The organism is Haloarcula sp. CBA1115 (assembly GCF_000827835.1).
In the GTDB taxonomy this organism is placed as follows: Archaea; Halobacteriota; Halobacteria; order Halobacteriales; family Haloarculaceae; genus Haloarcula; species Haloarcula hispanica.
On sequence record NZ_CP010530.1, the window covers coordinates 61562 to 80715 of the forward strand.

Here is a 19154-nt window from a genome sequence, read left to right on the forward strand (position 1 = left end):
AGGGGTACAGATTAGAGATTGATAGGATGTCTTATTGAGTCCGGACCTGGCCATCCTATATCCGTAATGCGCTATGTTACAATAGACAATCATTAGAATGATACCACATATGAGAATACAGTTCTATATTGGCAGCATAGGAAATGGTATAATGAGAATATAATCCCAAAACCCAATTTTCAGTAGCCATGACACCAGGTCAAATATATAGATACTGGACGACCTATCTCAGTTAACAGGAGGTACTCTTCTCTACAGTATGCCGTTCGAAACAAACACGTCTCAGGCGTTCGTCAGCCCGCGATAGCTATCGGACACATACTTTTTTATTAGTACGGCTGGCAGGTAGATGTAGCGATCAGATGTCGTCAGACAACGCCACACAGCCAGCAACACGTGCAGCGTCGCATCTCAGAACGCTCGACCTCGACGGCAAGTCGTGGATCACCGGCGTCGCCATAAACGGCCTCCTCGCCGAGGGGAGCGAGCAGTCCGTCACGGCTGCGAAAGACCTCGTCGACAGGGCCGTCGCGACACAGGACGACAACGGACAGTTGGGATACGGACCGAGCTACCCCATCGAGGTGTTCAGCCACGGCCGGGAGTACGAGGCCAGCTGGGAGCTCACGGTGAAAAAGTGCATGAACACCAACAACACGACCGCTATCGGCCACGGCGTGCTCGACTTTTACGAGCGGACGGGCGACGAGCGATACCTCGACGCGGCGAGGGGCGAGTACGAGTGGCTCCAGTCAGTCGACCGGACGGAAACGGGGGGTATCCCCCACCACGACCCGGAGGTTGCCGGAATCAAATCGCTGTGGATCGATTCGGTGTATATGATGTGCCCGTTCTTCAGCCGATACGCCGAGGCCGCAGACGAGCCAGCGGCCCACGACGAAGCCGTCACGCAGTATCTGGTTCACGCCGAGCATCTCCGCGATCCCCGGACTGGACTGTTCCGACACATCTGGGTCGAAACGCCGGATCACTACCCGCAAGGGGCGTTCTGGGCGCGGGGCAACGGCTGGGCCGCCGCGGCGGCCGTCGAAATCCTCGACCGCTTGCCGGACGACCACGATCAGCGCGAGGATCTGGTCGAGCGCTTCAGGGATCACTGTGAGAGCCTGCTCCCACTGCAAGACGGGAGCGGCTTCTGGCACAACCTCGTCGACGACACGGATACGCCCCTTGAGTCATCTGGGACGCTGATGTTTGCCTACGCGTTCAACCGCGGCATCGAACTCGGACTTCTCGACGAGTCGCAGTACCGCGATTCAGCGGATGACGCGCTCGATGCTGTGACGCATGTCGTCGACGACGAGGGCGCGGTCGGCCGCGTCGCCGGTCCCCCGGGCGGACCCGAAGCGCCGCTGACGGTGACGCCGTACGGGCAGGGCTGGTATCTCATGGCCGCCGATAGCGCGCGCTGACCCCGCCCCGGCGAGGCAGATTTTTTACCGGCCCGGGCGGAAACAGTGGTATGATCCGAAACCGAGCGACGCTTGCAGCAAGCTCCGCACACGAGGTGGCACTCGACTGTATCGAGGCCGCCATCGATGCGGCTGCGCCGGATGTTGCCACCCGGTCGGCCGTAAGCCGTGAGGGTGAGACGCTCACTATCGGTGAGACGACGTACGATCTCGACAGCTACAGCGACGTTGTCGTCGTCGGCGGTGGGAAGGCCGCCGGCGGTGTGACGCGCGCACTGGAATCCATTCTCGGTGACCGTCTCAGCGGCGGGCACGTCGTCGTCAAGCAGGCTGCCGACACCGACACGGTCAGGAGTTCCGTCGGGGACCACCCGTTACCGTCTGACCGCAACGTCGAGGCCACGACCGATATTCTCGAAACAGTCGACGACGCCGACGAGGACACGCTCGTTCTGTTCGTCCTGACCGGCGGTGCGAGCGCCCTTCTGTCGGCCCCGGCCGGAGAGCTGACGCTGGAAGCCCTCCAGACGACGGACAGGCTCCTGAGCGGCGGCGTTGCGATCGAGGAGATCAACGCCGTCCGCAAGCACCTCTCGGACCTGAAAGGCGGGCAGATAGCGCGGCGTGCGGCTCCCGCAACCGTCGCCGGCCTGCTTCTCAGTGACGTGGTCGGCAACGACCGCTCGACCATCGGCAGCGGTCCGTCGGTCCCGGACGAGACCACGTACGAGGACGCGCTCGCCGTGTTCGATAGATACGATCTCACCCCACCACCAGCGGTTCGCAAACACCTCGAAGCCGGACGGGACGGAAAAATTCCTGAGACGCCGTTTCCAGACGACCCGGCCTTCGACAGGGTCCGGAACTATCTCGTCGGCGACAATGCGACCGCACTCGAAGCCGCCGCTGTCGTCGCACGGGATGCCGGGTACGACCCGCTCGTACTCACATCTCGCCTGCGCGGGGAGGCCCGGGAGGTGGCGAAGCCGCTCGTTGCTATCGCCGAGGAGGCCACATCGACGGGGACTCCGGTCGAGCCGCCGGCCGTCCTCCTCGCCGGGGGAGAAACGACAGTCACCGTGACCGGAGACGGGGGGCAGGGCGGTCCCAATCAGGAGTTCGTCCGCTCCGGCGCACTGGACCACGGCGGCGACGCGGTCATCGCGGCCGTCGACACTGACGGCGAAGACGGGAGCTCCGTCGTGGCCGGTGCCATCGCCGACGCGACCGTCATCGACGACCGCGAGCGCGCTCGTGAGGCGCTGCTCGCAAACGACGCCGGCTCGTACCTCTCGGCGGTCGGGGCGACGGTCGAGACCGGGCCGACCGGCACGAACGTCAACGACGTGGCCGTTCTCGTAGTTCCTGACTCGACCGAGTGACGACTGCGTTTGCCGTGCCCGAGAGCTGGTTCATCGAGCCTTTGGGTCACGTTTATGACCGGACGCGCTGATACGTCACGTATGGACGCAAGCGATCAACAGATCGCGGCCAGCGCGCTTTCCTTGCCGGAAGAGACAATCGTCGAGGCCTGTGGTGATCCACAGCTCCCCGAACTCGGCGTCATCGAACAGAACTGGGAGACGGACCCGATAGCGCCGGACGACGTCGCAACACACGCGGCCCGGGCGGTCGAGTCCCTGTCCTTTGCCGACGTGCCAGAAGGCGGCGAAGTCGCGCTGGGCGTCGGCAGCCGTGGTATCGCGAACCTGCCCACTATTGTCGCCGGTGTCGCCGACGCAGTTTCCGACGCCGGCTACGAGCCGTTCGTCTTCCCGGCCATGGGGAGCCACGGTGGGGCTACCGGCGAGGGCCAGCGAACGATGCTGAACGAACTCGGCGTGACCGAGTCGGCTATCGGCTGTGAAATCCGGTCGACCATGGACGTGGTCGAGGTCGGGCGAACGCCGGACCGGGACGTGCCCGTCGTCGCAGACGATACGGCTGTGGCGGCTGATGCAATCATTCCCATCAACCGCGTCAAACCGCATACGGACTTCGACGGGCCAGTCGAGAGCGGGCTCTCGAAGATGCTCGTCATCGGCATGGGCAAGCAACGCGGCGCACAGATCGCGCACAAGTGGGCCGTCGACTGGTCGTTCCGGCGGATGATTCCAGAGATCACCGGGCAGTTGCTCGACGAGTTGCCGATTGTCGGCGGCGTCGCAATCGTCGAGGACCAGCACGACGAGACGACGCTGATAGAGGGTGTGCCGCCAAGTGGCTTCCTCGACCGCGAGGCGGAACTGTTAGAGACCGCCTACGAACTGATGCCCAAGCTCCCGTTCGATGAACTCGATCTCGTGGTATTCGACCGCCAGGGGAAGGAAATCAGCGGCCAGGGACTCGATACTAACGTCATCGGCCGCCGACCGTTCTCGATAAACGAGCCGGCTCCGGAGACGCCAGACATCAAGCGCATCTTCACACGCGGGCTGACAGAGAAGACTCACGGGAACGCGATGGGCGTCGGTTCAGCCGATGTCGTCCACGAAGATGTCGTCGCGGAACTCGACGCGCAGACGTCGCTGATCAACGCGCTCACCGCGAGCACGATTCGCGGGGTGAAAGTACCGCCAGTGGTCGAAACCGACCGCGCCGGCATCGTCGCCGCACTGTCGACGATAGGGGTCGTCGACACCGACACCGTTCGCGTGCTCCGTGCGGCCGACACGATGCATCTCCACCAGCTCTACGCGTCACCCGCGCTGGTCGAGGCCGCACGCGACCGTGACGACCTCCGAGTCGTCGAAGCGCCGTCGCCGATCGAGTTCGACAACGGACAGCTCGCCGCGCCGCCACTCCGCGAATAGCTGTCGGTAGCGGACCTGCATACGTGCACTGCAGACCGCAGACAGGACAAGACACGATACGCACGCGTCACACCGGCACGCACGACATCTCGGGTCGTGGTGTCCATTCCAATACGTAGCCCAACACGCGCAAGAGGTATAAATACGGGATAAATAACGGCCGTACACGCGTTAGGGGCTGTGTCCTGTTGCCTGCACGCGGTTCTCAGTTTATGTCGCCAACAGCTCGATAGGATGGCGCGGCTGCCGTTCCAGCAGGGCGTCGATCTGTTCGAGACAGGAAGTCCCGCTTGCGACGACGGGGCGGTCTTGGACACCGTCCTCGCGCAACTGCGTCCGGAGCCGGTCGCCAACGTCCATGCTCAGTTCGTAGTAATCGGACTTGTACCCGAAGCTCCCGGCCATGCCACAGCACTCCACATCGGACGTGACGACGTCGTAGCCACACTCTTCGAGCACAGCGACAGTGTGAGCTTCGAGCCCGAGCGTCCGCTGCTGGCAGTGGCTGTGGTACGCGATTTCAGCGCCGGTGACTGTCGAGAGCGACTCGACGGACGCCCCGTTGTCGAGCAGCCCGAACACGTATTCGAAGACCTCGTAGCTGTTCTCCGCGATGTCGGTGAACGCCGACTCGTCGAGGAGGCGCTCGTACTCCCGTGTGAACATCGCGTGGTCGCTCGGTTCGATAACGACCACATCGCGGCCGTCTTCGATATGAGGTTCGAGGGCCTCTGTGACCCGCTCAGCGTGGTCTGTCGCCGTCGCAACCATACCCTGTGACAGCGGCGCGCGGCCGCTGGATGGTACCGGTGGGACCACCACATCGACGCCCAGCGATTCGAGCACCTTCACCGCGGCTTTGCCGCGCTCGACCTGTACGTGATTCGTGTACAGGTCCGGGTAGAGCACCGCCCGGCGCTCGGGGTTTGTGACCTGTGAGTCACGGGCAGCGGCCCAGTCGACGAGCGTCTCCCGCTCGAACGTCGGGAGGTCACGTCGCGGGTCGATACCCAGAATTCGGGCCATCGCTTGCTGTGCGACTGTCGTGTCGGCCAGCCAGTTCGACACCGGTGCGGTGGCGCTGCCGAGCTTTGCGACGGTCTCGAAGTTGCCGAAGAAGCGCTTTTGCAGTGGCGCACCGTCGTCCTCCTCGTCGGGCGTGAGTCCGTCGACGAGCCACTCTCCGGGAGCGTCCTTGTCGCGGTTGATCCGGTCCCGGACGACGGTGTTGATCCATGGGATATCGATGCCGACCGGGCAGGCGTTCACGCAGCGGGTACACCCGGTACAGAGGTCGTTGAACTCCTCGGCCACGTCCAGCCCTTCGATGCCGGCCTCCCAGCCCGTCGCAATGCCACCCGAATACGTCTCCCCGCCGAAGGCGTGGCCGCCGACGCTCTGAAAGTTCGCACACGAGTTCGAACAGGCGGAACATCGGATGCAGTACAGCGTCTCCCGAAGCTGCTCGTCATCTCGCATCTCCAGTCGGCCGTTGTCGATCAACACGAGATGGAAATCGCGGTCGGAATCGAATTCCGACAGCGGTGTTTCGTCGTCGGTGAAATCGACGACCGGCGTGTCGACTGGCGGAGTCAGCAGCGAGACGTACGACGTGATGTCCTGTCCGGTGCCCGAGCGACCGATGAGTTCGATGAACGGGTGGAGGTCTCCAACCGTCGGGATGACCTTCTCGACGCCGGCCACTGCGACGTGCGTGTCCGTCGCGGCCACGGTTTTGCGGGCGTTGCCCTCACTGGTGACCAGCGCCATCGTCCCGGTATCGGCCGTGACGAAGTTCGCACCGGTGATGCCGACTTCCGCGTCGATGATCTGCTCGCCCAGCTTTTTCCGGGCGAAGCGGGTCAGTTCCTCGGCCGTCTCCAGCGGCTCGTCGGGCTCGAACCGTTCGTTGAACAGCTCCGCGATGCTCTCGCGGGACTTGTGAATCGCCGGGGCGACGATGTGAGAAGGGGCTTCGTCGGCGACCTGCAACACCCACTCGCCTAGGTCCGTCTCGACCACGTCCACGCCATCTGCTTCGAGCGCTTCGTTGACCTCGATCTCCTCGCTGGTCATCGACTTGCTCTTGACGACCCGGTCAGCCGCTCGTTCGTCGACGACATCGCGAATGTAGTCGTTCGCGTCGGCGGCGTCGTCGGCGATGTACACCGTTCCCCCGTTCGCTTCGACGGCCTCCGTCAGTTGGTCGAGGAGATCTGGAAGTTCCTCGATGGCGTCCTCCTTGATACTCCGGGCCGCTTGCTTGAGTTCCTCGTAGTCTCCCAGGTCCGCGACAGAGTCGTAGCGCCCCGTGTTGAACCCCTGCGTGTTCTCCGCGACTGCCGCGCCCTCGGTCCGCATCAGTTCGCGGAGTTCGTCGGCGGTCGCCATCGTCACGCACCCTCCTCGACGATGATGACGTGGACTTCCTTGGGTCCGTGTGCGCCTTTGACGAGCGCGCCCATATCGGCTGTCGCGCTCGGTCCTGTTGCGATGATCGCGCTCCCACCGGTTTCGTTGAACCGTTCGTCCAGTTCTGCCACTGCCGCGTCCATATCGGGCTGGATGTCTTCCTCGTGAAGAATGGCGACGTGACGCTCGACAAACAGGCTCAGGAGTTCGCTGGCCTCTTCGGTCATCGAGAGGACGAGCGAACCGTAGTCGCCGATGCCGAGTTCAGCACCGGTTACGCCGGTGGTCGCTTCGCGAAGCGCGACCGGAGTGGGGTCGACCGTGACCGGCGTCCCCGTGAGAGAAAACGCCTCGTCCCCGGCCGTTTTGTCGAGCGCGATCCCGACTGCAGGCTCCGTGACTGCCTCCGTAACAGCGGCTTCGAGGTCGGACTCGGCAGTGCTTGAAACTGTCACACCCAATGCTTCGAGAGCGTCCTCGAACGACGCGCGTTTGCTTTTCATCTATGCGCGAACCGAAAACCTACATCATCATTTAGTTTTTGTCTGAAACGGGCGGAAGTCCGACAAATCCAGTGGGCTGCCGCGTATATCCAGCTGCACTGGGCATCGTTTTACTAGATCAGCAGACAGTTACTGTATTTACTTATATTGCCACTCGCCCGGTGTAAGCGGGTTAATAGATCCGTCACACCAATACATCCAAATATCGGTACTCTCTAACGGTATCTCTCATAAATAGGTGTATAATCCATAGATACATTACCATATATGGCGTTAATAGCGGTATCACAGTTTCAACGGTGTGCGGTTATGTCGGATCGAGTAATACCCGGGAGGCAAGGGGTTTTGTGGGTTCTCCGAGAAATGCCGACAACGGACCGATGGACGACCAATCCGGTGCACCTCCAGTTTCAGAGATTGTGACGTTACTCGAACAAGGAGAGAAAGCTGACGCACTGACAGCACTTGAGCGGCTTTCGATGGCCGGAGCGGCTGACCAGCAGGCGTGCTTGCGGTCACTCAAAGCGGCTGCTGACGACCAGCCGAAACTGTTCGACGGCGTACTGACGTCGCTCACTGTGTTTTTGCAGAATAGCGAGCGGCCAACACGGCTCACGACAGCGAAATTGTTCGTCACGGTCAGCGAGAGCGCGCCGGACAGCGTGGTTCCGGTTGTCCCGACGCTTGCCGAGCGACTGGCGGATGAGTCGGAGTTCTACTACGTTCGCGCCCGGTGTGCAGAGGCACTGGGCTACGTCGCCGTCGACCATCCCGATGCCGTCGTCTCACCTGAGGTCGTGGCAGACCTGCGCATCGGCCTGGAGTTCGACAAACCAGAAGTTAGGGAGAAATTAGCGAAGGCGCTGGCCCACGTCGCCATGGGCCGTCCCGACAGACTCCGCTATCAGGTCGACTCGCTCGCCGAGCATCTTCGAGCGGACAGCGAACTGGTTCGATATCACCTGAGCACAGCTCTCGTCGTTATCGGCTCTGCGTGTCCCGAACGGCTTACAGACGCCAGGGAAGCACTCGTCTCGTGTCTCGAAGACCAAAGCAGATACGTCCGCGGGCGGGCAGCCGAAGCGCTGGGGTTGCTTGCCGGCACTAAGAGCGTGGAAGCGTTCCCGGAAGCACAACTCGAAGAGTTCACTGTGGACGAGGAGTTTGTTGCCGAGCGAGCCCGGTTCGCTCTCTCCCAGTATCGCGGGGCGGAACCTGCTGATGGCTTTACAGGAATAGCCGCGAGAGATGCAATCCGCACACAGACATCCGACATTGTCTCGGAGATCCGGACGCCGGAAGGCGATGACGGGTGCCCACACTGCGGGCTTTCGCTCCCCGAATCCGGCCCCCCGCTGTGCCCGGGCTGTGGCACCCCATTGTGAGGGCACAGTCGGTTTTCCTGCAGTTCCCACAGAAACCGCATTGTCTCCGTCTCTGACAGGGTCACGGTTGCAGTAGTTATCTGGTGCTGCGTCGTCTCGTAGCGATACCCATCAGAGCTATCTACTTCCGTGGAAGATCAGATGTTGCGTATGGGACATACAGACTTGGATGGAATAGACGTATATCTGGCAATTCCATCTCCAATTTTGAGATATATGACCGGAAATGTGTCAATTATATATTCATATTGGCGGTGGACGTGAGTTAGAGACCAATAGCCGCTGTTGTAGTCGGTGGGACTGTCCCCACAACACCTCGCTGTTCAATCCTGCGGCCTGTTCTGCTGTAGAGAACAGCACGCGATTGACAGCAGTAGCACTCACACGATGGTGCTTAATCTCACAGTCAGTACAGAGGGGCATAAAGTGATCCGCGATTCCTTCGTGAGATTACTTCTGATGCCGGGGTGACCGGAAACTATTTTTTCGACGCATGAAGATCAGGCGTCGTCGGTAGCGGTGTGTGGCAGTGAGGCCGTTCGTCCATTCCGATGGCGGCCACCAACAGAATAGAATAACAGTAGTACGCCCGTTATTCAGGAACCCATCAATTCGATGTAAGGGCCACCTGAATGGATTTTGTCGTGCTGAGGACTTGCCCGGTGATATCCTCCCTGAGGTATCGGCCGTTCAAACGCTCGACGGGGCCACAGATGCCCAGTGCAGCGATCCGATCACCACTGACGTCAGGTAGCGGGGCGGCAACACCGATAATCCCCTCGTACTGTTCTCCTCTACAGAACGCAATGCCGTCATCACGAACCCGGCGCAGTTCCTCGATGAGTTCATCTGGGTCGACGAGAGTTGCGTCAGTCGGTGCGACAAGCTCTCTTTCATCGAGAACCGATTCGACGCGATCACTCGGGAGCGACGACAGCAGTGCCTTTCCCGGTGCGTTGACATGGAGTGGCAACCGTTCGCCCGCGTGGAACGGGACTGCCCAGCCGTCCTCGGGTTCGGAGATCGACACCGGGACACCGGCCGTTTCTTCGAGGACGAACAGTGTCGCTGTCTCCCCTGTTGCCGTCGCGAGATTGTCCAGTTGTTGTTTCGCCGCCTGATAGAAACTGAGTCCATCACGCGTTCGCTCACCGAGAAACAACGGGCGGAGCGACGCCTCGTACTTCTCTGCGCGCTTGACCACGTATCCGGCCGCACGCAACGTCGAGAGGTGGTTATGGGCGACGCTCTTGGAAACCCCGACGAGATTGGCAAGCTCTGTAACGCCGACAGGCCCCGTCGCGTCGACAAGCGCTTCGAGGATAGCCACCGATGTCTGGGTTGCTTCGACTGCATACTGTGGTTCGTCGGTCATTGACCGTCGTTTCGACCCGCCGCGACAAAAGCCTGTTCACTAGAGCAGAACAGATGGTGGCATGTGCAGTAGGCCCAGAAGATATCCTACATTATTTATCACTATTTTCTGGATCGCTACGAGTTCCGACTGTCGAAATTTATTCGTTCTTCTCTCCAGAACAACTGCGGCCGGTTGCAAGGCACCGCGTCAAGTGTGGACTGTACTGTTCGAGTTCACGAATTGCTTCCATAGCGATACCGTGGTCAAGCGCCACGACGACCGCATTTCCGGACAGTATCGAGGAGGTCGTACTCGCTCACTCGGAATCCCCTGGAACGACTACTTTCTTCAGCCCCTCAGCGTTGCCCATCCGTTCAAACGCTGTCGGGAGATCGTCGAGCCCGATACGTTCGGTGATGAGCGTCTCGGCATCGATGCGTTCGTGTCTGAGCAGTGTTATCGCTCGCTCGAAGTCCTCGGTCGTCAGGGAGAACGAGCCGCGGTAGTCGACCTCGTCGAAGAAGACATCGAACGGGCTGATTTCCATTGTCGCTTCTTGGTCAGGGACGCCGAAGATGAGTGTCGAGCCACCGGACGCAGTCACAGCGTTGGCCTGCTTGATTGTCGGGACGAGCCCAATAGCCTCGGCGCCGACGTCGACCGGTCCGCCGGCCGCCGCACAGATCGCCTCCTCGGGATCTTCTTCGTTGGGGTCGACGACGGCATCTGCGCCGAGGTCGGCAGCCAGCTCTCGTCGTTCGTCATCAAGTTCGGAAACCACGATTGGGGCAGCGCCTGCATTGCGGAACGCCTGCAGGAGCAGCAAGCCAATCGGGCCAGCGCCGATAATACCGACGCTGTCTCCGGGTTTGATGTCTGTCTGCTCGACGCCGTGGACACAGCAGGCGAGCGGTTCGGCGAGTGCGGCCCGTTCGAATGACATCTCGCCGATGTCCTCGACGTTGATCGCCGGGACGCGGACGTATTCAGCGAAGGCACCGTCGAGGATGGTGTCACCGGCACCGCCGATGCTCGTGTTGTTCTCACAGAGGTGCGTCTCCCCTTTCTTGCAGTACGAGCAGGCGTTACAGGGGACGGTGGGGTTGATTGCGACGCGGTCTCCGACCGCGAAGCCCTCAACGTCGGCACCGACTTCCGCAACGGTCCCGGCACCTTCGTGGCCCAGGACCAGCGGTGTCTCTGCGGCGAAGGTGCCGTGGTACATATGATAGTCGGTCATGCAGACGCTACAGGCGCCGACCTGAACGAGAACCTCGTCATCCGCAGGGTCCGGTCGGTCACGCTCTTCGACGGTAATTTCGCCGACATCGGTCAACGTGCTGGCGCGCATCAGTCGTCCTCCGACGGTCGGGTCGCGGTCGTCACTACAGCAGTACCTCGGTCGTGAGTTGGTGTGGGTCGGGTCATGAGTGGTCTGGGCCGTAGCCCGTTGTCACTGGTCCAGCCGAGCTGGACGCACACAGCGGACTCAGCCACGATCCGTACTATCGATGTTTTCGGACCGTGTATTAAAATCTTGCCACGGTCTCCCGTAATCGGGCGACAGAGGAATTCGTAGATAGAGGCGTCCTAGTACTGCAAACCGTCGGATCTCCCCCAGTGGGATGGGTATTCTACCTTACAGATGATTACCTTTATTATGCATCGGTAATTCGGTAGTGACGAGGCAAACTGGCATGACCAACTCCAACAGGCGGACGTTTCTGAAAGCGACAGGTGTCGGACTACTCAGCGGTCTCGCTGGCTGTACACGAGGCGGCGATGGCTCAGATGGGAGCGGAAGTGACGGCTCAAGTGGGGGTAGTGATGGCGGAACCAGCACCGACGGAAGCGATGGCGAGCTCGCGATTCCACTCAGCGAGTACGAGGACGCCGATATCGACTGGCGACAGTTCGAGGGGTCCTCGATCAACATCGGGGCCGTCCAGCACCCCTGGGTTTCGGCCATCAAACCCGCGGTCCCGGTCTTCGAGGAACTGACCGGGATCGACGTCGTCTGGAACGTCCTGCCCGAACAGCAGTTCCGGACCAAGCGCCAGACGGACGTCAGTACCGGCGCTGGGCAGTTCGACGTTTTCTACATGGATCAGGTCGTCAACCAGTTCCGCGAGGAAGGCTGGATCCAGCCGCTCGACCCGTTCTTCGATGATGAGAGCCTCTTCGACGAGGACTGGTACGATCCAGACGACCTCTTCGAAGCGTCGCGGTGGCAGGCTCACGGTGGCGGCTACAGCGACACATGGACCGGGATGCCGATTACCGTCGAAGTCCAAACGCAGTTCTACCGCAAAGACCTCTACGACAAGCACGACCTAGAGGTCGCGGAGACGCTCGAAGAGTTCCGTCAGAACGCACAGACCATCCACGAGAACGAGTCGGACGTCGTCGGCACCGTCGGCCGTGGCGACAAGGGCTACGGGATGAACATCTACGTCCTGAACACGTTCCTGCGCCAGAACGGCGCAGAGCTCTGGGACAGTTTCCCGGACGATTCCGGACTGGACTCCGACGGCGTCATCAACGCGGCGGACTGGTACGTCAGCCTGCTGCAGGACTACGGTCCCGAAGGGGCCTCGACCCAGACCTGGTCGGACGTGCTCTCGACGATGCAGGAGGGCCGCGCCGGCCACATCGTCTCCGACGCGAACCTGTTCTGGCCCGGACTCACCGGCTCTGACTCCTCAGTTGCGGATAACGTCGGTATCGCGAAGGTGCCCAGCCCGGCCGACGGCCAGTTCTCGCCCAACGCGTTCAACTGGCAGATCTCCACGTCCAAGAACGCCCAGAACTCCGAACAGGCGTTCCTGTTCATGGTGTGGGCGTCCTCACAGCCGACCAACACCTGGATGCACGTCGAGGGCGACGCCGCCTTCTCCGTCCGACAGTCCGTCTGGGAGAACGACGAGTTCCGCTCTCGCGTCGGCGAGAACTTCGCACAGGTCACCCTCGAATCCCTGCAGGAAGCAGCGCCGGACCCGTTCGACCGGAAGTACCCCGAATGGGGCCAGCGGTACTCGGAGGAACTGCAGCGCGCCATCGCCGGGCAGAAGTCCGCTGAGGAGGCGATGACACAGGCGGCATCCATCGCAGAAGACATCTACAGCAATTAAGTCTCAGCCACACCTGCGCCACAACACATCCCACAAATGAGTACACCAACGCAAACGGAAACGACACCTCAATCGACCTTCGCCAGGCTGCGGGACCTGTGGAACGACTACCTCCCGTACTGGTTCATGGCACCGATGGTGGCGGTGATGGTGATGATCACCTTCTTCCCCGGTGCCTACGACCTGTATCTCAGCCTGATCGCGGAGCCGACACTCGATGTATTCGCAGCTGATTTCGTGGGGCTGCGCAACTTCGAGACGGCGTTTACCCGCGGCGGCGCGATCCACTCGTTCGTCATTACGATTACTGTCGTCGTCAGCGCGCTGCTCCTCGAAACTATCCTCGGGTTCGTCCTGGCCGCGCTCGTCGCCGGCGTCGGCTCCGGCCGGGCGAAGTCGTTCTACCGGGTGTTGTTCATCATTCCGATGGCCGTCGCCCCCGTCTCGCTCGCGACCATCGGCCGGATCATGCTGAACAGCGAAATCGGAATTATTCCGTACGTCATAAACACCGGCACGCCGTTCGCAGCGCCGAATTTCCTCTCGGAAATCCCGCTGCTGACGGTTATTCTCTTAGACGCGTGGAACTGGACGCCGTTCATGTTCATCATCTTCTACGCCGGCCTCTCGTCGGTGCCGAAGACGCTCATCGAAGCGTCGCGCGTCGACGGTGCGCCGATGTGGCGTCGCTACGTCCACGTCATCATCCCCTACATGAAGCCAGTCGTGTTCGTCGCGACACTCATCCGGTTAATCGACCTGTTCCGAACGTTCGGCGTGGTGTACGGGCTCACGGGCGGCGGCCCCGGGACGGCGACCCAGCTCGTGAGCATCAACATCTACGAACAGATGTTCATCAACAACCAGATCACCGTGGCCGCAGCGATCGCCGTCGTCTACCTCGTCCTCGTCGTTGCACTGTGTAACGTCATCATTGCGAAGGTCGGCTTCGAGGGGGTGTGGGACTGATGGCGACAACAGATAGCGACTCTGCGACCGCGTCACAGCGGCTTGACAAGGATACGCGGGAGAAACTCGTCACGGCCGCTCGACACACAATTCTCCTGACGTGGTCGTTCATCGTGCTGTTCCCGCTGTACTGGCTCGCTTCGATGTCGCTGAAGCCCCCCGGAACAGCGAATTCGCTGCCCCCGGACTGGATCTTCCTGCCGACGGTGTACAACTACATCCAGTTGATCCAGGATTCCGGGTTCGTCGCGGCGTTCGCCAACAGCCTCGTCATGGTATCCGCGTCGGTCGTCCTCGTGCTGTTGATCGGCGTCCCCGCCGCGTATGTGCTCTCGCGGTACGATATCCCCATGGAGCGGGACGTGCTCGTGTGGATACTTTCCTCACGGATGCTTCCGCCGATTGCCGTCGTGCTCCCCTTCTTCATCATCTTCCGGGAGCTCAATCTGTTCGACACGCGGGTCGGGATGGTGCTGATGTACGTCAGCATCAACCTCTCGCTCGTCGTCTGGGTGATGAAAGCGTTCTTCGACGGCATCCCCGAGACGCTGGAAGAGGCGGCCCGTGTCGATGGCGCGACCCAGTTCCAGGGCTTCAGGAAGGTCGTCCTCCCGGCGGCCAAGCCCGGCATTTTCTCGGTCGCCATCATCAGCTTCATCTTCGCGTGGATCGAGCTGCTGTTCGGGCTCGTGCTGACGAGCTTCGAGGCCGTACCGGTGACGCTGTTCGTCTACTCGTTCATCGGCTCGCGCTCGATCGAATGGGGGATGCTCGCGGCCGCCTCGACAGCGATGATCGTTCCGGTCGTCATCTTCCTCATCGCGGTCAACAAGTACCTCGCGGCCGGGCTCAGCTTCGGCGTGGTGATCAAAGAATGACGACGCTGTCCACACCACGACACGTATCGCTCGCAAACGACGCCCCTGCGGCGGCGGTAGCTTCACTTAGCCGCACATCGGAGGCAAGATAATGGCAAAGATCACAATCGACGACGTTACGAAGCGATTCGGTGAAGGAGATGAGTCAATCGTCGCGGTCGACGACGTCTCGCTGGACATCCGCGATGGCGAGTTTATCGTCTTCGTCGGTCCGTCCGGGAGCGGGAAGTCGACGCTCATGCGCATCGTCGCAGGGCTGGAAACGCAATCCGAGGGCGATATCAGAATCGGCGATAAGGTGGTCAATCAACTCGGCCCGCGCGCCCGGGATATTGCGATGGTATTCCAGAACTACGCGCTGTACCCCAACATGACCGTCGAGGAGAACATGTCCTTCGGGCTGAAGATGTCGACGGACATGTCCGCCGACGAGATCGAGGAAGCCGTCACGTCCGCCGCCGAGATGATGGACATCGACATGCTGTTGGACGACAAGCCCGGCGAACTCTCCGGGGGACAACAACAGCGTGTCGCGCTCGGCCGCGCTATCGTCCGTGACCCGAACGTCTTCCTGATGGACGAGCCGCTGTCGAACCTGGACGCGAAGCTCCGGGCGGAGATGCGCACCGAGATCAACCGGCTCCAGAACGACCTCGACGTGACGACGCTGTACGTCACCCACGACCAGACGGAGGCGATGACGATGGGCGACCGGCTCGTCGTCCTCAACTACGGGGAACTCCAGCAGGTCGGCACGCCGCTGGAGTGTTTCTACCGCCCGGCCAACCAGTTCGTGGCCGGCTTCCTCGGCTCGCCGTCGATGAACTTCTTCGAGGGCACCGTCGAGGGCGGAACCCTCCGCGCGGACGGCTTCGACTTCGACCTGACCGAGCGGATGCAGTCCGCTGTTGGGAGTCGAAACGAACTCGTCCTCGGTATTCGGCCGGAGGATATGACGCTTCACGACCGGGCGAACTCGGGCCACGAGTTCGAGGCCGTCGTCGACGTCGTCGAACCGATGGGGAGCATCTCCTACGTCTATCTCCAGGCCCGGTCACAGAGCCACGAGCAGACGTTCATCGTCGAGACGGACGGACAGCGCCCCATCAGCGAGGGCCAACACGTCTACGTCGAGATTCCGGACCGGGACGTCCACCTGTTCGACCCCGCCAGCGGCGAGACGATCCACCAGCGCCAGCTCGGTGATGACGCCGAGATGGCACTCGAAGAGCAGATGAAGCCCGCCGAGTGACGGCGATACACGTCGTCGCACCCGCTGCGACCGACCGATATCTACACACGACACATGACAGATCAAGACATTGCGCACTACGAGACGCGAACCGCTATCTGCGAGTACGGCCGGAGCCTGCTCGACGACGATCTGACAACCGGGACCGGTGGAAACCTGAGTGCCCGACTCGACGAGAACCACATCGCGATCAGCCCGTCGGGAATCCCCTACGAGGAGATCGAACCGGAAGACGTTCCTGTTGTACGGATGGATGGCACTGTCGTTGAGGGCGACGTCGAGCCGTCGACGGAGCTACCGATGCATCTGGCGGTCTACCGCGAGCGGCCCGCGGTCGGTGGCGTCGTCCACACCCACTCGCCGTACGCGACGACGTTTGCCTCGCTCGGGGAGGCGATTCCCGCCTCCCACTACCTCCTCTCGTTCACCGGGACGGAGGTCCCAGTCGCCGAATACGAAACGCACGCGACCGAGAAACTCGGCGAGGCCGCCGTCGACGCGCTGGGCGAGTCGTTCAACGCCACGCTGTTGCGCAACCACGGCGTGCTGACCGCCGACGAGTCGCTGGACGACGCCTACACGGTCGCGTTGATGGTCGAGTACTGCGCCCGCATCCACCATCAGGCCCGGGCCATCGGCGAGCCGGAGATCCTCCCGGACGAGGAGATCGACCGGCTGGCCGATAAGCTCGACAGCTACGGACAGTGACCACTCGTGCGAACCACACCTGAGAGCATCCCATGAACCACGTCGCAATCGACATCGGCGCGAGCGGCGGGACGGTGTTCCTCGGCGAGGTGACCGAGTCCTCGTTCGCGGTACAGGAGGTCCACCGGTTCGACAACCGACCCGTCGAACGGGACGGCCGCTACGTCTGGGACGTCGACGCGCTGGTCGACCACATCGGCGACGGGCTCCGTGCGGCCGACGACCGCGCCGACGGCCTCGACACGGTCGGTATCGACACCTGGGGGCTCGACTTCGGACTCCTGGCCGACGGCGAACTGCTCCGGGACCCGGTCTCCTACCGCGACCCCGAGTCGACGGCCACACGCGAGCAAGTGTTCGAGGCCGTCGGCAAGCGGCGGCTGTTCGACGCGACCGGCATCACGAACTGGAACACCCCGAACACGCTGTGGCAGCTCCATACCATCGCCGAGCGCGAGCCGGAACTCCTCGAAGCGAGCGACGGCCTGCTCATGATGCCACAGCTCCTTTCGGCACGGATAGGGGGCCGGCCGGCGGGCGACGTGACGATCGCCTCGACCACGCAGATGATCGATCCCGAGGCGCGAACGTGGGCCATCGACCTGCTCGACGAGCTGTCGGTTCCAACGGACCTGCTCCCGCCGCTGTCTGAACCCGGACAATGTCTCGGGGCGGTCGATGACGACGTCGTCTCGGGGTTGTCTTCCACGCCGGAGATCGTGACCCCGGCGAGCCACGACACGGCGGCGGCCGTCGCCGGCCTCCCGCTCGTCGAGGACGCCGCGTTCCTCAACACTGGCTCGTGGTTCATCCTCGGCGTCGAGCGCGATGCACCAGTGCGGACAGACGACGCCTTCGAACACGGCGTTTCGAACGAACTCGGCGTCGACGGGAGTGTCCGGCTCCTGAAAAACATCAACGGCTTCTTCATGCTCGAAGAATGCCGCAAAGCGTGGCGCGAAGCGGGCGAACCGCTGGAGTACGAGACGCTGTTGTCGGCCGCCGAGGAGGCCCCGCCACGGGCCGCACTCGTCGATACGGATGCCGAGACGTTCGGCATCGACGAGCCGATGCCCGAGCAGATCCGGGCCTACTGCCGCCGAACGGACCAGCCCGTCCCGACGGGGCAGGGCAGCATCGTCCGCTGTCTCCTCGACAGCCTGGCGGCGAAAACGGCGCTGGAACTCGACGCGCTCGCGGCAGTCGTCGACGACCCGCCATCGCATATCGTGCTCGGTGGCGGCGGTGTTAGAAACGAGCTGTTCTGTCAGCTACTGGCCGACGCCACCAACCGCCCAGTGTCGACTGGCCCAGTCGAGGCGACGGCTGTCGGCAACGTCCTCACACAGGCCGTCGCCGCCGGAACGGTTTCTGACATCGAAACCGGGCGGCAGTTGGTCGAATCGGCGTTCGAGACGACGACATACGAACCGGGTACCGCTGGCGAGTGGGCCGACGTAAAAGACCGGTTGGCCGCACTGACCGACGCCTCGTCGCCCGAGGCCTGACACCTCACCGCGAGGTGTAGCCGCCGTCCATCACGACGGTCGACCCCGTCATGTACGACGACGCGTCCGACGCGAGGTAGACGACGAGTTCTTTCAGTTCCTCCGGTCGACCGAGTCGGCCCATCGGCGTGTTCTCGAGCCACGTTTCTTCCATCTCGGGGCTCTCTTCGAGCACTTCGTCGACGAGTTCGGTCCGCATGTAGCCGGGCGCAATAGCGTTGACGCGGACGCCCTGCTCGCCCCACTCGACCGCCAGTGACTGGGTCAGCATCCTGACGCCGGCTTTCGTCGTGTTGTAGCTGGCCTGTTTCTGCGGGACGTTCACGTCGAAGCCTGACATCGAGGAGACGTTGACGATGCGGCCCTCGCCCCGTTCGAGCATCTGCTGGCCGACGTGTTTGGCACAGAGAAAGACACCGTCGAGGTTGACCGATACGACCCGCCGCCATGACTCGATGCTCGTCTCCTCCGCAGGGGAGTTCTCGACGATCCCGGCATTGTTGACCAGTACGTCAATCGGTCCGAGGCGGTCGGTCACGTCTTCGACCATCGCCTCGACCGAGGCTTCGTCCGTCACGTCGACCTCCGTCGCGACGACGTCCGTTTGACCGTCGAGTTCTGCGGCCGTCCGTTCCGCTTTCTCGATGTTCACGTCCGCGATAGCCACGTCGGCCCCCATCTCGGTGAGCCCGGTCGCCATCTGTTTGCCGAGACCCTGCGCCGCACCGGTGACGATAGCCGTCTCTCCGTCGAGGGAGAAGCTGTCAACTACACTCATGCGTACGCTTGGTGCTCCGGTAGCCTC

General features: G+C 62.1%; 15 protein-coding genes. 10 read left to right on the forward strand and 5 right to left on the reverse strand.

Going from position 1 to position 19154, the window contains the following annotated elements:
* Nucleotides 1-362: 362 nt before the first annotated feature.
* The 3 genes from SG26_RS17285 to SG26_RS17295 all read left to right on the forward strand — a co-directional run bounded on the left by SG26_RS17285 (nt 363) and on the right by SG26_RS17295 (nt 4246).
* Nucleotides 363-1433 carry a glycoside hydrolase family 88 protein gene (locus SG26_RS17285; RefSeq protein WP_014031144.1) on the forward strand — a complete coding sequence of 357 codons (1071 nt, stop codon included), beginning with the start codon at nt 363-365 and terminating at the stop codon, nt 1431-1433.
* 50 nt (nt 1434-1483) lie between these two features.
* Nucleotides 1484-2815 (forward strand): glycerate kinase, encoded by a 1332-nt coding sequence (locus tag SG26_RS17290; RefSeq protein WP_050038325.1) that lies wholly within the window; start codon nt 1484-1486, stop codon nt 2813-2815.
* Nucleotides 2816-2896: 81 nt separating this feature from the next.
* Nucleotides 2897-4246: a DUF362 domain-containing protein gene (locus SG26_RS17295; protein WP_154020807.1), complete on the forward strand. Its 1350-nt coding sequence runs from the start codon at nt 2897-2899 to the stop codon at nt 4244-4246.
* A 210-nt stretch (nt 4247-4456) separates the two neighbouring features.
* On the opposite strand, the gene SG26_RS17300 is transcribed toward SG26_RS17295, so the two are convergent.
* The gene (locus tag SG26_RS17300; protein ID WP_050006932.1) at nt 4457-6637 is read right to left on the reverse strand and encodes an LUD domain-containing protein; all 2181 of its coding nucleotides are present in this window, start codon (nt 6635-6637) and stop codon (nt 4457-4459) included.
* 2 nt (nt 6638-6639) lie between these two features.
* Nucleotides 6640-7161 (reverse strand): LUD domain-containing protein, encoded by a 522-nt coding sequence (locus SG26_RS17305; RefSeq protein WP_014031140.1) that lies wholly within the window; start codon nt 7159-7161, stop codon nt 6640-6642.
* A 380-nt stretch (nt 7162-7541) separates the two neighbouring features.
* Here SG26_RS17305 and SG26_RS17310 point away from each other — a divergent pair, with 380 nt between their 5' ends.
* The gene (locus tag SG26_RS17310) at nt 7542-8546 is read left to right on the forward strand and encodes a HEAT repeat domain-containing protein (protein ID WP_050038327.1); all 1005 of its coding nucleotides are present in this window, start codon (nt 7542-7544) and stop codon (nt 8544-8546) included.
* A 607-nt stretch (nt 8547-9153) separates the two neighbouring features.
* Here SG26_RS17310 and SG26_RS17315 read toward each other — a convergent pair.
* Nucleotides 9154-9921: an IclR family transcriptional regulator gene (locus SG26_RS17315; RefSeq protein ID WP_050006930.1), complete on the reverse strand. Its 768-nt coding sequence runs from the start codon at nt 9919-9921 to the stop codon at nt 9154-9156.
* A gap of 298 nt (nt 9922-10219) precedes the next feature.
* Nucleotides 10220-11254, reverse strand: a complete 1035-nt coding sequence (locus SG26_RS17320; protein WP_014031137.1) for a galactitol-1-phosphate 5-dehydrogenase — start codon at nt 11252-11254, stop codon at nt 10220-10222.
* Between the two features lie 346 nt (nt 11255-11600).
* Here SG26_RS17320 and SG26_RS17325 point away from each other — a divergent pair, with 346 nt between their 5' ends.
* From SG26_RS17325 to SG26_RS17350, 6 genes are all read left to right on the forward strand, one after another.
* A complete protein-coding gene (locus SG26_RS17325) occupies nt 11601-13034 on the forward strand; it encodes a sugar ABC transporter substrate-binding protein (RefSeq protein WP_050038328.1) in 1434 nt (477 codons plus the stop codon).
* A gap of 36 nt (nt 13035-13070) precedes the next feature.
* Nucleotides 13071-14003 carry a carbohydrate ABC transporter permease gene (locus SG26_RS17330; RefSeq protein ID WP_014031135.1) on the forward strand — a complete coding sequence of 311 codons (933 nt, stop codon included), beginning with the start codon at nt 13071-13073 and terminating at the stop codon, nt 14001-14003.
* A complete protein-coding gene (locus tag SG26_RS17335) occupies nt 14003-14881 on the forward strand; it encodes a carbohydrate ABC transporter permease (protein WP_050038457.1) in 879 nt (292 codons plus the stop codon). Before SG26_RS17330 ends, SG26_RS17335 begins: the two co-directional genes overlap by 1 nt.
* 91 nt (nt 14882-14972) lie before the next feature.
* Nucleotides 14973-16133 carry an ABC transporter ATP-binding protein gene (locus SG26_RS17340; protein WP_014031133.1) on the forward strand — a complete coding sequence of 387 codons (1161 nt, stop codon included), beginning with the start codon at nt 14973-14975 and terminating at the stop codon, nt 16131-16133.
* A 54-nt stretch (nt 16134-16187) separates the two neighbouring features.
* Nucleotides 16188-16841, forward strand: coding sequence for a class II aldolase/adducin family protein (locus SG26_RS17345; RefSeq protein ID WP_050038329.1), 654 nt, complete (start codon nt 16188-16190; stop codon nt 16839-16841).
* A 32-nt stretch (nt 16842-16873) separates the two neighbouring features.
* Nucleotides 16874-18349: a rhamnulokinase family protein gene (locus SG26_RS17350; protein ID WP_050038330.1), complete on the forward strand. Its 1476-nt coding sequence runs from the start codon at nt 16874-16876 to the stop codon at nt 18347-18349.
* A gap of 4 nt (nt 18350-18353) precedes the next feature.
* On the opposite strand, the gene SG26_RS17355 is transcribed toward SG26_RS17350, so the two are convergent.
* Nucleotides 18354-19127 (reverse strand): SDR family NAD(P)-dependent oxidoreductase, encoded by a 774-nt coding sequence (locus SG26_RS17355; protein ID WP_014031130.1) that lies wholly within the window; start codon nt 19125-19127, stop codon nt 18354-18356.
* Nucleotides 19128-19154: the final 27 nt, after the last annotated feature.